Source organism: Peptoniphilus lacrimalis DSM 7455 (genome assembly GCF_000378725.1).
Lineage (GTDB): Bacteria > Bacillota > Clostridia > Tissierellales > Peptoniphilaceae > Peptoniphilus_A > Peptoniphilus_A lacrimalis.
In genome coordinates, this window is sequence record NZ_KB900371.1 from 34,300 (window position 1) to 48,739 (window position 14,440).

Consider the following 14,440-nt stretch of genomic DNA (forward strand, 5'->3'; position numbering starts at 1 on the left):
CACCTAGTTTTTAAAACTAATTTAAGTATATATGATTTTTATATAAAAGACAAGGTACTTTTAAAACTTTATTTGATTTGTTAAAATTTACTTGGTGATTTTATGAGAAGATTTTTATCTTTCAATGATTTTTTTAGGGAGTACTTTAAGGGTAAGGCTGTTAAATTATCTTTAGACGGTGGTTTTACCTGTCCTAATAGAGATGGAAAAATTTCAAATAAGGCTTGTCTTTTTTGTTCAGATGCTGGAAGTGGTGATTTTTTAAACGGCAATTTAACAATAGATGAACAGATTGAAAAGCAAAAATTATTTTTGAAGAGTAAATGGAAGGCAAAAAATTATATAGCATATTTTCAAAATTTTACAAATACTTATGGAGATTTTTCATATATAAAAAATTTATATACTTATATTAGTTCAAGAGATGATATTGTTGGGATTTCAATAGCTACTCGACTTGACTGTATTGATGAAAATATTATTGAGCTTCTAAAACAAATCAGTCAAAAAAACTCCTCTGGTTAGAGCTTGGTCTTCAATCTACTAAAGAAAGTACAATATCACTGATCAACAGAGGCTACACTCATAAAGAATTTGATAAAAATCTTCAAATTCTAAAGAAAAATAATATTAAATTTCTTCTTCACCTAATTTATGGACTTCCTAACGATTCTATAGAAGATATGAAAGAAACTTTTACTTATGCCAACAGTCAAGGTCCTTTCGGCATAAAATTTCATAATTTATATATACAAACAAATTCTCCTTTATATAAATATTATTTAGAAAATCCTTTTAAACTCATTAGTAAGGAAGAGTATATTGATTTAATAATTTATAGTCTGGAAAACTTAAATAAATACACTGTTGTTCACAGAATTACAGGTGATGCCGACAAAAAATTTTTTTATGAACCTAAATGGAGCGCCGATAAATTGTCAATTATCTCACAAATTGATAAAATTTTAAAAGAAAAAAATATCCCCATTATTACTAATGAGGATATCATAAAAGCTTGTAATTATTGGAGATAGTTATCTCTTGTTAGAGTTTCTCCAAATTCCCATTTTTTCTGCATCTTTAATCAAATCATCTCTAAATTCTGGAGCTGCAAGATTAATTATTCCTTCTGCTCTTTCCCAAGTTGAACGTCCCTTGCAATTAAAGATACCATATTCTGTTACAAGATAATGAGTACATGGTCTTGGTACAGAAATAGCTGAACCTGCAGGGAATTGAGAAAGAATTCTTGATTCTTCCTTATCAAGTTTTTTATTGAAAAATTTTGATGATAGGCATATAAATCCCTTACCGCCTTGTGATAAATAAGCTCCTAAAGTAAAGTCTAGTTGTCCGCCTGTTCCTGAAATGTGTTTGTATCCTGTTGATTCAGAAGAAACTTGTCCATAAAGGTCAACATTTACTGCATTATTTATAGAAACAAAATTATCAATAGCAGCACAAACTCTAGCATCATTAGTATAGTCAACAGGAACTGCCATTGCTTGAGCATTATTATCCAAAAATTCATAAAGTTTTTTTGAACCTGCTGCAAAAGCATAAGCTTGTCTAAATCTATCTACATTTTTCTTAGAGCCGTTTACTTTACCCTTTAAAGTCATATCAACAAAAGCATCAACATACATTTCTGTATGAATTCCTAAGTCTTTTAAATCTGAATCAGCAATCAGTGAACCAACAGCATTTGGCATTCCGCCAATACCAAGTTGTAAGGTTGCACCATTAGGAATTTCTGCAACTATTTTTTCAGCAACTTTTTTATCTACATCGGTAAAAGTTCCTGATGGAATTTCTACAAGTGGTTCATTTTCTGATTCAATAATATAATCAACATCATTTACAGAAATTTCATGTTCCCAACCACCTTGGCAATATGGCATATTTTTATTAACTTCAACGATAACTATTTTTGCTTTTTCAATAACTGCCATTTGATGTGAAGCATTTAATCCAAAGTTGAAATATCCATGTTTATTCATAGGAGTAGCAACAACAACAGCTATATCAACATCAATATTTTCTCTTATCCATCTTGGAAGCTCAGAATATCTTAAAGGTACATAAAATCCACCTTCTCCAGCATTAATTCTTTTTCTATCAGGTCCACCTGAATGATAAGAATTCCAAATTACCTTTTTACCTTCAGGATCTGCATCAAAAATTTTAGGTTTAGAAAGCACAACACCTGAACAAACTGAAATTTCATTTAATCTGTCAAGGTCATTTGCAAGAGCCTTATCAAAAGTCTTACTCATTGATGCTCCCCATCCATAATCAATTCTCATACCATCTTTAACAAGACCCGCTGCCTCTTTAGGTCCTATTAATTTTTCATTATAAATCTTACTAAAATCCATATTTCCTCCTTAAAATTACTATTAGTTTTATTTATATTAAAAGATTTCCTAAGAAAAAATCTTATAGAAATTAATTTTTCTTGATTGTTCAATAAATTTTAAAAATTTTTCATCTAATTCATTTATTATCTTATCATTTATTTGGACAGGGACTTTTTTACAATGTTTTAATGAATAAATATATGCTCCCTTAACTTCTTTTTTATATATATTTTGGAAAACTTTGCTATAAAAAACCAACTGCCACTTGTAATTCTTAACAAGTTCCTCTTCCGATAAATCTGAAGTCTTTAAGTCAACAATATATATACCTTCATCATAGACAACCTGGTCAATAAAACCTCTAACAATATGACCATTAAAATCATAAAAAAATTCCAGTTCCTTATAAAGGATTTCCTTATCCCTCAGATTAAGGTAGTTAACAATTAATTCCCTTATTTCATTAAATTTATTACCATTAATGTCTTCCTTAAAAATTTTAAATAAAAATTCTATATAATCATCTATTTTTTCTTCATTATAATGCTCGGCAAAAAAATGTAGCATATTACCACGAACTTTAGGGTCCATATAATAAGTATTCCCCTGAAGTTTTTTTGCATCTCTATTGAAAAAGAATTTCATAAGGTAAGTATCTTTATCATAGTCATAATTTAAAAAGTCTGTTATAGAATAGTTTTGCCTATACCTATATTTAAAAGTTTCATTTAAGTTTATTAACTTTCTTGTATCTTCATTTATCTTTACTTGATATTCTTCTTCATCAATATTTACTTCTTTAAAAAATTTATCTGGCGCATTTAATATAGACATATATGATGCTGGGGATTGTTTTTTTTCTGAACATATTATTAATCTATCTCTAGCCCTAGTCATGGCAACATAAAGTATTCTTCTCTCTTCCTCGAAGTTAATATCCTTTTGCTCATTATTAATAAGATTAAATTTCCCATTACTCCTTTGACTATCTATAGCAAGACCAAACTTTTTATTAAATGTAATCTTTTGGGAAGTTTTATTTGACAATGGTTTAGACATATTGATTAAAACAACTGTCTTAAATTCCAAACCCTTGGATTTATGAATCGTTAATAAATTAACTCCCTGACTTTTATCATTAACCTCAACAGATTCTATATATCTTTCAAATACCCTAAAAGAACTTAAACCTTTTTCCTTAAACTCTATTGATTTTTCATATAAGATTAATATATAATCCCAATCATTTCTATTAAGTTTAAAAATCCTAAATTCATCAATACATTTTTTTATCAAATAATCCAAGCTTGAAACATTTTTTATCTTCTGAATTTTTATGTACACATCAATAGCTCTAGCTAAATTGCTATCAGAAATATATCCATTACATACCTCATCAATTGATTTATAACCTTTTAGAAGAACTGTAACTAGACTGTTAAAAGATAAATCACAAAATGGTGATGAAATATAATCCATAAAAGATGTAAAATCATTTTTATTGAATATAGATCTCAAGAAACTTAAAATAAATTTAATTACTTGAGTTTGTTTAAGGTTTATTTTACCCCTATTTACATCTATATTATTTTGCTTTAAATAAGTTTCTAGTTTTTCAAGTTCTCCATTTGTTCTAGCTAAAATTCCTATATCTTTAGAATCATTTTCACTCAGCAGATGTTTTATTAATTTTAGATAATCATCTTCATCACAAACTGTATATTTTTCAATCTTTCTTGAAGCCTTATTGTTTGCAACAAGACCTTGATAATCAGTAAAAATATTATTAAATAGAGTGTTAATATCAGAAATAATAGAGGCATCAGTTCTGTAATTCTTATTCATGTTTAAAGTCAAAATTTCTTTATCCTTATCTCGGAAAAGCTTGTAAAAATTATCAAAAATACCGATGAAAGAACCTCTGAAGCCATATATAGCCTGTTGAGGATCACCTACTATAAAGATATTTTTGGCATTTAAACCACAAATAATATTATTTTGTAAAATATTTACATCTTGGAACTCATCTATCAAAATATAAGTAAATTTTTTATTTAATTTATCTGATACATCTTTATTTTGAACAAGTTCATTACCATAAATAAGAAGATCATCAAAATCTAGAAGACCTCTCTCTCTTTTTTCCTTTGTATAAAGCTTATGAATTTTTTCCAAAATTTCTATAATAATTTCATAATATTTATAATTAGAATCATCTAATGCAAGTAATAAATTTGAAATCTGTTCTTTTACTGAGTTAAGCTCATCCTCAAAATTTTTTGACTGTCCTAAATTTTCTTTTATGGTATATAAGTCACTAGCATCGAGATTTTCTTTGTCAAAAATTTCAGAAAAAATACTAGAATTAATGAATTTATTTAAGGTTTTTAAAGACTTATTTTTTCCTAAAGCCAGCAAATTATTTTTAAGAGAATTTTTATCTTCGCAAGATTCAAAGTTCACAAAAGAAGCATTTTTTAAATCATCAAGACTTATATTTTTATTTCTTAATCTATTGTATAAATCAAAAAATATAGCTTCAACATCTCTTGGAACAATACTAAAATTTAAATCTAAAAGAAAGGACAAATAGTCTTCATTATTATAAGTTGAAAGAATTTTCTTAATAGATTCTTTTAAAAGGATTTGACAAAAAAAATCATTATCTAAATCAAAATTTGAGTTAATATGTAAATACCTGTTATAAGATAAAATTAAATCTTTGCAAAAGGAATGAATTGTCATAATATTAAGTTTGTCAACGTTAAAATCATAAGAGGTTTTAGCTAACTCATGATAAATTCTGTTGTTCATTTCTTCTGTAGCTTTATCAGTAAAAGTTAAAGCTAAAATATTATCAAACTTACCATTTTGAGCTTTAATAATATTTATAAATCTTTGGGTCAAAACACCAGTTTTTCCAGTACCGGCTCCTGAAATCAAAGAAATGTTCTTATCTAAAATTGTAGATGCCTTTTGTTGAATCTCATTTAAAACCATAATATATATAACTTTTCCTTTTCTAAAACTCCATCTTTAAAAATTATTTATACTATTACCCTATAATAATTATACTATATCATGATAAGTTTTTAAAGATAAAGGAAATTAGGTTTTTCCAAATATTATGATAAATCTTTATTTGTGGATTAATAAATAATTCTAGACCCAAGGTCTAGAATATCATAATAAATTTTTTAACTTTTTAACATCCTCGGCTACTAAATCTTCCTTATCTTCGTAATAATTTGAATATTCTAAAACTAAATCAGCATTAGGAGTATATTCTTTTATTAGTTTTAAAATATTAGATATTATTGGACTCTTCCCTATCTCAAAAATTGACCTATGTTCATCTTTAATACCATCATTGGTATGAAGATGATATGATTTTATTTTTCCCTTTAAAGAAGAAATTAATTTTTCAAATTTCCATGAATTTGCATTAGCATGTCCAATATCTATTAAAACTCCTTCTTTTCTATTTAAACATTCCTCAATAAATTCATCTTGATTTAATAAGACATTATCCCTATCTTTAACTCCTACATTTTCAATCAGCAGAGGAAAATCAAAATATTTTGAAAACTCATCAAGATTTTTCCTTGTAACTTCAAGCATCTTTTCCCTATCATCAATTTTCCTATTGTTGTAATGATAAACCATATATTTAGGATTTAAAACAGAAAATTCATGGGTAAGTTTTAAATAATCATTAGTCCTTTGAAAAATTTCTCCCTCAGAATAGGTATGGTCAGTTCCGTAATAAGGTTCGTGAAAAGTTATAGGTAATTTTTTTAATTTCTCAATGTTATCTTTTAAAATATTATAGTAATCATTATCCCCAAACATTAAAAATACTTCTATACCAATTGGGAAATCCACCTTATCACAAATTTTATATACTTTTTCAAAGCTTTCTGCTTTATACATATTTGTCGAAATATAAATCAATCAGATACCTCCAAATTTTTTTCACTATCTCTATCAAACAAAGAAATTTTATCTTTATTAAATCTAATATTAATGATATCTTTTTCTTTTAATTTTTTGCCACTAGTTATAAGAACATATTCATCATCTAAAAGATTAAAATAGGCTCCTACCCTATTTCCATAGTCTTCTAAATAATCAATACTTATTTCCATATCCTTATCATTATTTGTGATTTCAATATCTTCAGGTCTAATTCCTAAATATATTTCATCTTTATTATAATACTCAATAATAGATTTTAAGTTTTTAGAAAGCTCAATGTTGTGATTTAATAAATTAATTTTTCCATCTATCAACTTACATTTAATGATATTCATTGATGGAGAACCAATAAATTTAGCACAAAATATATTAGCCGGGTGATTATAAATATTATATGGGTTATCAGCCATTTGGATTTTTCCATTATTTAATAAAACGATTCTTTGACCAATGGTCATAGCTTCAACTTGGTCATGAGTCACATAAACTAGAGTCATCTTATATTTTTCATGTAATTTTACAAGTTCTTTTCTTGCGTGAAGTCTTAATTGTGCATCAAGATTTGATAAGGGTTCATCTAAAAGAAAGTAGTTTGCATTTTTGACAAGAGCCCTCGCTAATGCAACTCTTTGTCTTTGACCGCCAGATAAATCTTTAGGTTTTCTATCTTCTAGGCCTTCAAGTTTTAAAGTAGATAAGGCGTCTTTACATCTTCTTTCAATTTCATCAGACGGAACTTTATTAACTTTCAAACCGTAGCTGATATTTTCTAAGAGAGTCATATGGGGATAAAGTGCATAATTTTGAAAAACCATAGAAATATTCCTGTCTTTTGGCTCCAAATCATTTGCCACCTGTCCATTTAAATATAACTTTCCTGAACTTATATCTGAAAGACCTGCTATAATTCTTAAAGTCGTAGACTTACCACAACCTGATGGTCCTAAAAGTACAAGCCTCTCACCATCATTTATTTTGAAATTTAAATTATCTAAAACTAATGTATCTTTATCATAAATTTTGCTAACATTATCAAAAATTATTTCTTTCAACTTAGCCTCCTTATTTTATTCCTGAACTAATAAATGTTGAAATTATATGCCTTTGAAATATTATGAATAATATCAAAGGAATTATCATTGTAATCACTGAGACTGCCATTGCTACAGGGAATTCTGTTCCTCCTTCTGATGAAATAAACATCTGAAGTGCTAAGGATAAGGTATAGTGCTCCTTAGTTGAAATAATCAAAACTGGCCAGACATATTCATTCCATGAATTAATAAAAAATATTATGGCTGTTGATATTATTGACGGCCTAATTATAGGCATAATTATATCCTTTAAAATTCTTAAGTCACTAACCCCATCAATCTTTGAAACTTCAATTATAGATTTTGGTATTGTCCTCATTGATTGTCTTAAAAGAAATATACCTAAAACATCTGCAAATTGGGGAAGCATTACTCCCCAAATAGAATCAGTCAAATTTAATTTTGAAACTATAAGATAGTTAGGTATCATAGTTACTGTAAAGGGAATGAACATAGTTGTTAAAAATATTAGGTAGATTACATTTTTCCCTTTAAATTCAAAATATACAAAACTATAAGATGCTAAAACAGATGTTATTATTTTTACCATGGTTACAATGAAAGCAATAACAAAAGTATTAACAATAATCTTAAACAGAGGTAGTCTTGAAAAAACATACTTATAATTATCAATAGTAAATTCCTTAGGTATTAAAGAAAGCACAGAGTTGAATGATTCCTGCAAAGTTTTAAAAGAATTGGAAAGAGCAAAAAATATAGGAAATAAAGTTATTATTACAAGTATTAATAGAATTATGTGTAAAAATATTTGATTATTTTTAGTTTTCATAATAAATACCTCTTTCTACAAACTTAAATTCTAGCAATAACAAAATTACAAAAATAATCATAGTTACCATTGATAAAGCAGAGGAAACACCTGTCCTATATAAGATAAATCCTTCATGATATGCGTGGTATATCAAGCTTGAAGAATAATAATTAGGTCCACCCTGAGTTATAACTTTTATAGGAGTAAATATATATTGAAGACCTTGAACTATTGTCATAATAAATATATAGATACCAGTTGCTGAGGAAGCTGGTAAAACAATATCTTTAAATAATTTGAAATTTGAAACTCCATCTATCTTTGCTGCTTCAATTATGCTTTCATCAATTCCTGCTATAGCTCCCATAATAACAATAAAGTTATATCCAAATACCTTCCAAGTAGTTATTATTGAAATCACGACAATAACAAAGCCTTGCGTCTTAGACCAAATAGGTAATGTCATGGAAAACTGTTTTAAAATTATAGCTATTGGTCCTGATACGGGATTGAGTATCCAAGTATAAAGAACTGAACCTATAACTAAAGAAATTAAAGAGGGCAAGAAAAAGCTTGCCCTATAAAAATTTCTGAATTTCTTAACAATTACTCCTAAAATAAAGGCAAGAATGTAGGGTAGTAAAAAATTTAAAACTAATAAAATTATTATATAAATAAAAGTATTAATTAAAATCCTATAAAATATGGGGTTTTTAAAGAGTTCAATATAGTTATCAAAACCTACAAATTTTTTATTGACCTTTATCATGTTCCAATCAAAAAAGCTTAAATAAAAAGTATAAAATAATGGAATAATTATAAAAATTAGGAAAAAAATACCAGCTGGCAAAAGCATCAAATAAGCTTTAAATTTTTCTTTCATTTTATCCTCATTTTCCTGCTAATAGAGAATTAATTTTTTCTTGGGTTGTTTCCATAGAATTTTTCACATCAGCGCCTGATAATATTTCATCTCTCATATCAAGTAAAAGTTGCTCAGCCTCTAATCCAGCATTGCCTGGAAATGATGCCCAAGATACAACATCTTCAGATTGTTCAATAGCTGGACGCATCATTTGATTTTCTTGAAGGAATGATTTCAATCCATTTTCAGCATCTGCTACATCCTTTCTCGGCGGAGTATAACCTGTTCCTTTTGTCCAGGTTGCCATTTGTTCAATACCATATAAATATTTTTCAAATTCCCAAGCTGCAGCAATTTCATCATCCTTTGTAGCAGTTATTGCTAAGAAACATCCTCCTGCTGGAATTTTTCTATCTTTTCCTTCAAAAGTTGGTGATTTTACAGTTCCCACATCAAATTTTGCACCTTTTTGTATTTGTTCACGTCTAGCTATTGTTGTATAGCACATACAAATATTTCCATCTACAAATGATTGAACACCTTCATCCCATGAAATATGAATAGCAGAACCATCATTTACCATGTCTTGATATGCCTTCATTGCTTCTATACCTTCTTGAGAAGCAAAACTTGCCTTGTTATCTGTAATCATTTTCGCACCATTTGATTCTATTAGAGCTTGTTGAGCCCAAAAATCTTGTGGTTCTTGAATGTATAAACCATATTTGCCTGTCTTATCCTTAATAGTTTTTGCAAATTCGTGTACTTCTTTCCATGTTTTTGGCCCTTCTTCAGATAAGCCACAGTTTTTCAACAAATCTTTATTAATATAAAGCACAGGAGTAGATAATGAATAAGGAATACCTACTTGGTCGCCGTCAGAATTCTTTGCAAGGTCTAATATATTTTCTAGGAAATTATCTTTTAGAAAATTTGGGTCATCTTTATCAAATTTATCGATTGCATCTTGAGGAGAGACATAATCAAAGTTATTTGAAAAATAATCAAGAAATGCCCAGCCTACTTGAACAAGTCCTGGTAATTCTCCTGCAGCTTGCTTTGCTTGCAAATTTTGCATAAGTCCCTTATACATATCTGGGTTATAAGTGGCAACAACTTCAATATGGTCATTATTCTTGTTAAAATTATCAACAAGGTCTGCAACTGCAATTCCTCCTTGAGTTTCTGCATTTACATGGTAATAATTGATTTTAATTTTACCATCTTCATTTGTTTTTGCTTCTTTTTTTGAACATGCAGTAAAAATAGTTGCTACAATAATTAAAAAAATCAAACTTTTAATTAATTTTTTCATTAAATTCATCCTTTCGTTAATCATAAAGTCTGAACTTATCTTAATAGAAATATTTAGATTCCAAGTGAAGTCTAAGTAAATTTAAAGTAAAAGATATCATGATATGAAAATAAAATTGATAAAGTTGAAAAAATGGTATTTATTATAATATTTTATTTGACAAATCTTATCTGTCTTTTAGAATTTTAATATAAATCTCAATATAATTTATATTAAAATTTTTTTATAGTAAAAAGAAGCTGCATTTCTACAGCTTCTAAATCTTTTTTCTCAATCAACTTTTTTAATATTTATTTTAACAGGGTGTCCGTTAAGACTTGATTCTTCTCCACCTTGGTCTTTTTCTTCTATTTTCTTTGCCAATGTTTCAGATTTTATAAATTCTTCATCATTAAATAAGGCTTCTGTTACTTCCTTATCACTGACAAAGGATATTTCAATATTGTCTAAGACATCTAAATCAAGTTTCTTTCTGAATTGTTGAATCTTCGAAATAAATTCTCTAACATAACCTTCATTTATTAGTTCTTCATTTAATTCTGTATCAAGAATTACAAAGATATTATTTGCCATGTTGACATCAAAACCTTTTTTAGATTTTATATTAACAAGTACATAATCTTTATTTATTTCAATTTCTTCGCCATCAATTTCAATTTTTACTTGTCCATTTTCTAAATCATCAAGAAGTTTTTTAGCATCAACACTGTTCAAATACTTAGAGAAAGATTTAACTTTTGAACCAAGTAATTTACCAACTTCTCTGAAATTTGGTTTCAGTTCAAAATTCATAAATTGACTTAAATCATCTTCAAAAATAACTTCCTTAACGTTTAATTCTTCAATTATTAAATCGCTTAAATCAGAAATTATCTTCTTATATTTTCCATCAATTATTACCTTAGAAAGAGGTTGACGAACTTTTATTTTTGCTTCTTCTCTTGCTGCACGACCAAGTGTAACTAGATCCCTAACAAGATCCATTCTATTTTCTATTTTATCATTTATTTTTTCTTCATCAAATTGTGGAAAATCTGCTAAGTGAACAGATTCTTCATCAGTTAAAGATCTGAAGAGTTCTTCTGATATAAATGGAACTATTGGAGCAATTAGCTTGCTTATACCGAGTAATACTTCATAAGTTGTAGCATAAACAGCAAACTTTGAATCATCCTTGTCGGTCTTCCAAAATCTTCTTCTGTTTCTTCTGATATACCAATTTGAAAGTTCTTCAATAACAAAATCAGATATTTCTCTTACAACTTTTGTCAGTTCAAACTTATCCATATCATCTCTAACAACTTTTACAAGTCTATTATATTTAGATAAAAGCCACTTATCAATTTCATCTCTATCTTCATATTTAACTTGGAAAGTTCTAGGGTCAATATCATCAGTATTTGCATAAAGACTGAAGAAGTTATAAATATTTCTTAAAGACCTAAAGAATTTTGATTCCATTTCCCTAAGTCCGTCTTCATCAAATTTTGTAGGGTTCCATGGCGGTGATACATACAATAAATACCATCTCACAACATCTGCTCCATACTTATCAAATAGTTCAAAAGGAGCAACAGTATTGCCACGAGATTTGCTCATCTTCTTGCCTTCTTTGTCAAGAATTAAATCATTAACAAGAACATTTTTATACGGGCTCTTGCCTGTCATATATGTTGAAATTGCAAGAAGTGAATAGAACCATCCTCTCGTTTGGTCAATCCCCTCACAAATAAAGTCTGCTGGGAAAAGTTCATCAAAATTATCTTTATTTTCAAAGGGATAGTGCCATTGAGCAAAAGGCATTGAACCAGAATCAAACCATACATCTATAACATCTTTTTCTCTTGTCATGATATCGCCACACTTAGGACATTTCAAATGAATATTGTCTACATAAGGTCTGTGAAGTTCAACATTTTCATCAATATCTTCAAGAGCTTTTTCTTTTAATTCTTTACGACTACCTATTGATTCAACATGTCCGCATTTACATCTCCAAATCGGTAGCGGTGTTCCCCAATATCTTGAACGAGAAATTGCCCAGTCGTTTAAATTTTCAAGCCAATTTCCAAATCTTTTTTCTCCTACAAAGGGTGGGAACCAATTAACTCCATTATTATTATCAACTAATTTATCTTTAAATTTAGTAACTTCTATATACCATGATGGATGTGCATAATAAATTAGTGGAGTGTGACATCTCCAACAATGTGGATAATTATGCTTTATCTTTTGTTTTGCAAAAAGAATTCCATTTTCCCATAAATAATTTATTACTTCAGGGTCGGTATCAATTACAAAAGTTCCTTTCCATGGAGTTTGGGTGAATTTTCCTTCTTCATTTACAGGGTTAATTACAGGAAGTTTATATCTTCTTCCAGTATTATAGTCGTCTTCACCAAAAGCTGGAGCAGTATGGACTATACCTGTACCATCCTCAATAGTTACATAGTCTGCACAAGTTACAAAAAATGCCTTTTCTTTTACATCAATAAATGGAAGAAGTTGTTCATATTCCATATATTCCATTTCTTTTCCCTTTAAGTGTTCGACTACTTGATATTCTAAATCCTTTAGGACCGCATCCTTTAAATTATCTGCAAGATAATAATACTCGTCTTTTACTTTTACCTTTACATAATCAACTTCAGGATTAACACTTAAGCAAACATTTGAAGGTAAAGTCCATGGAGTTGTGGTCCAAGCCAAGAAAAATTCATTATCTTTACCCTTAACTTTAAATTTAACTGTTACAGATGTAGTTGTTATTTCTTCATAACCTTGAGCTACTTCATGAGATGCAAGACCTGTTCCGCACCTAGCACAGTAAGGCAAAATTTTATGTCCTTCATAAATCAAGTCATCTTTAAACATATTGTTTAAAATATTCCAAACTGATTCTATATAGTCATTTTCTAAGGTTACATATGGATGGTCTAGATCTATCAAATAACCCATCCTCTTTGTAAGTTCTCTCCATTCTTTTTCATATTCAAAAACAGATGCCTTACATTTTTCATTAAATTTTTCTATTCCATATTTTTCTATATCTTGTTTGTTGTGAAGTCCCAATTTCTTTTCAACTTCAATTTCTACAGGAAGTCCGTGAGTATCCCATCCAGCTTTTCTGTTGACTTTATATCCAAGCATTGTATGGTATCTACAAGTTAAATCCTTTAAAGTTCTCGCCATTACATGGTGGATGCCTGGCTTACCATTAGCTGTTGGTGGACCTTCATAAAAAATATACTTTTTATTACCTTCCCTAGTTTGCACACACTTGTGTAACAAATCTATTTTTTCCCAATATTCAGATATTCTCTCTTCTCTTTGAGCAGCACTATCTTTAGAAAGTGATTCAAATTTTGTCATCTATTTTCACTCCTTTTTAATATTACAATATATAAAAAAAATCCCTTCAAAGAAGGGACGAACTCGCCGCGGTACCACCCTAATTATCCAGGAAAATCACTCATTAATTAAAATAAAATTAAACTCCAAGCTGATACGTATATAAAATCTCAACTGCTTGCACCAAACGCAGATTCTCTAAATGATTAATTTTATACACCGTTCTCTTCACCGTTTTATATATAATTGTCTATCGTTTCGCTGTTAAACATATTTATAATACTCTTTTGTATATGAAAAAGTTTATTATGAAACTTGCAATGTTTAACTCCCTCTATAGTTTTTCTGTTGCAATAATGGTCATGAGCTAAACATCTATTTATTACAGTTGGACCTTCAATTGCACATATTATTTGATAAAGAGTTATTTCTTCTTTAGGTCTTTTTAGACCATAGCCACCCTTAGCACCTCTTTTTGCATAAGTTATTCCCGCCAAATTTAACTTTCTCAAAATTCTCAGAGTAAATCTTTCCGTAACGGAACACTCCTCTGCTATTATGGGCGCTCCAATTATTTCATTTTCATGAGATGCCAAGAAACTCGTAATTCTAAAAGCATAGTCTGTTTCTTGTGTAATTTTCATCTAATTACCCCTCCATTTTAATATAATTTAAACTTAATGTCAACAAACTTAATTTTATACA

11 protein-coding genes and 1 pseudogene are annotated in these 14,440 nt (G+C 28.5%); 3 read left to right on the forward strand and 9 right to left on the reverse strand.

Translation table 11 applies throughout. The features are described 5' to 3' along the window. The first annotated feature begins 102 nt into the window (after positions 1 to 102). The 3 genes and pseudogenes from F594_RS09885 (at position 103) to F594_RS09890 (ending at position 1,034) form a co-directional block, all read left to right on the forward strand. Positions 103 to 525, forward strand: coding sequence for a hypothetical protein (locus tag F594_RS09885; RefSeq protein WP_233428289.1), 423 nt, complete (start codon positions 103 to 105; stop codon positions 523 to 525). A gap of 41 nt (positions 526 to 566) precedes the next feature. Continuing rightward, positions 567 to 641: pseudogene (locus tag F594_RS10045) on the forward strand (hypothetical protein); the annotation flags it as partial. 42 nt (positions 642 to 683) lie between these two features. Then, positions 684 to 1,034 (forward strand): hypothetical protein, encoded by a 351-nt coding sequence (locus F594_RS09890; protein ID WP_233428290.1) that lies wholly within the window; start codon positions 684 to 686, stop codon positions 1,032 to 1,034. Here F594_RS09890 and F594_RS0105145 read toward each other — a convergent pair whose 3' ends face one another. The 9 genes from F594_RS0105145 to F594_RS0105185 form a co-directional block, all read right to left on the reverse strand. Then, a complete protein-coding gene (locus tag F594_RS0105145) occupies positions 1,035 to 2,378 on the reverse strand; it encodes an acetyl-CoA hydrolase/transferase C-terminal domain-containing protein (protein WP_019034779.1) in 1,344 nt (447 codons plus the stop codon). It abuts the gene before it with no gap. Between the two features lie 48 nt (positions 2,379 to 2,426). Next, on the reverse strand, positions 2,427 to 5,360 hold the full coding sequence (locus tag F594_RS0105150) for a UvrD-helicase domain-containing protein (RefSeq protein WP_019034780.1): 2,934 nt from the start codon (positions 5,358 to 5,360) through the stop codon (positions 2,427 to 2,429). 183 nt (positions 5,361 to 5,543) lie between these two features. Further along, complete coding sequence (locus tag F594_RS0105155; protein ID WP_019034781.1) at positions 5,544 to 6,314, reverse strand: sugar phosphate isomerase/epimerase family protein; 771 nt, start codon at positions 6,312 to 6,314, stop codon at positions 5,544 to 5,546. Continuing rightward, positions 6,311 to 7,390: an ABC transporter ATP-binding protein gene (locus F594_RS0105160; RefSeq protein WP_019034782.1), complete on the reverse strand. Its 1,080-nt coding sequence runs from the start codon at positions 7,388 to 7,390 to the stop codon at positions 6,311 to 6,313. Before F594_RS0105160 ends, F594_RS0105155 begins: the two co-directional genes overlap by 4 nt. Before the next feature lie 10 nt (positions 7,391 to 7,400). Beyond that, on the reverse strand, positions 7,401 to 8,222 hold the full coding sequence (locus F594_RS0105165; RefSeq protein WP_019034783.1) for a carbohydrate ABC transporter permease: 822 nt from the start codon (positions 8,220 to 8,222) through the stop codon (positions 7,401 to 7,403). Next, complete coding sequence (locus F594_RS0105170; RefSeq protein ID WP_019034784.1) at positions 8,212 to 9,087, reverse strand: carbohydrate ABC transporter permease; 876 nt, start codon at positions 9,085 to 9,087, stop codon at positions 8,212 to 8,214. The genes F594_RS0105165 and F594_RS0105170 overlap by 11 nt, the downstream gene beginning before the upstream one ends. Before the next feature lie 7 nt (positions 9,088 to 9,094). After that, positions 9,095 to 10,384 carry an ABC transporter substrate-binding protein gene (locus F594_RS0105175; protein ID WP_019034785.1) on the reverse strand — a complete coding sequence of 430 codons (1,290 nt, stop codon included), beginning with the start codon at positions 10,382 to 10,384 and terminating at the stop codon, positions 9,095 to 9,097. A 270-nt stretch (positions 10,385 to 10,654) separates the two neighbouring features. Continuing rightward, the gene (gene ileS / locus F594_RS0105180) at positions 10,655 to 13,756 is read right to left on the reverse strand and encodes an isoleucine--tRNA ligase (RefSeq protein ID WP_019034786.1); all 3,102 of its coding nucleotides are present in this window, start codon (positions 13,754 to 13,756) and stop codon (positions 10,655 to 10,657) included. A gap of 215 nt (positions 13,757 to 13,971) precedes the next feature. Continuing rightward, positions 13,972 to 14,379 carry an RrF2 family transcriptional regulator gene (locus F594_RS0105185; protein ID WP_019034787.1) on the reverse strand — a complete coding sequence of 136 codons (408 nt, stop codon included), beginning with the start codon at positions 14,377 to 14,379 and terminating at the stop codon, positions 13,972 to 13,974. Between the last annotated feature and the right edge of the window lie 61 nt (positions 14,380 to 14,440).

Excerpts from the sequence above, each read along its gene's own strand:
- F594_RS09885 (WP_233428289.1), top strand. The coding sequence starts at position 103 with ATGAGAAGATTTTTATCTTTCAATGATTTTTTTAGGGAGTACTTTAAG.
- F594_RS09890 (WP_233428290.1), top strand. The coding sequence starts at position 684 with ATGAAAGAAACTTTTACTTATGCCAACAGTCAAGGTCCTTTCGGCATA.
- F594_RS0105145 (WP_019034779.1), bottom strand. The coding sequence starts at position 2,378 with ATGGATTTTAGTAAGATTTATAATGAAAAATTAATAGGACCTAAAGAG.
- F594_RS0105150 (WP_019034780.1), bottom strand. The coding sequence starts at position 5,360 with ATGGTTTTAAATGAGATTCAACAAAAGGCATCTACAATTTTAGATAAG.
- F594_RS0105165 (WP_019034783.1), bottom strand. The coding sequence starts at position 8,222 with ATGAAAACTAAAAATAATCAAATATTTTTACACATAATTCTATTAATA.
- F594_RS0105170 (WP_019034784.1), bottom strand. The coding sequence starts at position 9,087 with ATGAAAGAAAAATTTAAAGCTTATTTGATGCTTTTGCCAGCTGGTATT.
- F594_RS0105175 (WP_019034785.1), bottom strand. The coding sequence starts at position 10,384 with ATGAAAAAATTAATTAAAAGTTTGATTTTTTTAATTATTGTAGCAACT.
- ileS (WP_019034786.1), bottom strand. The coding sequence starts at position 13,756 with ATGACAAAATTTGAATCACTTTCTAAAGATAGTGCTGCTCAAAGAGAA.
- F594_RS0105185 (WP_019034787.1), bottom strand. The coding sequence starts at position 14,379 with ATGAAAATTACACAAGAAACAGACTATGCTTTTAGAATTACGAGTTTC.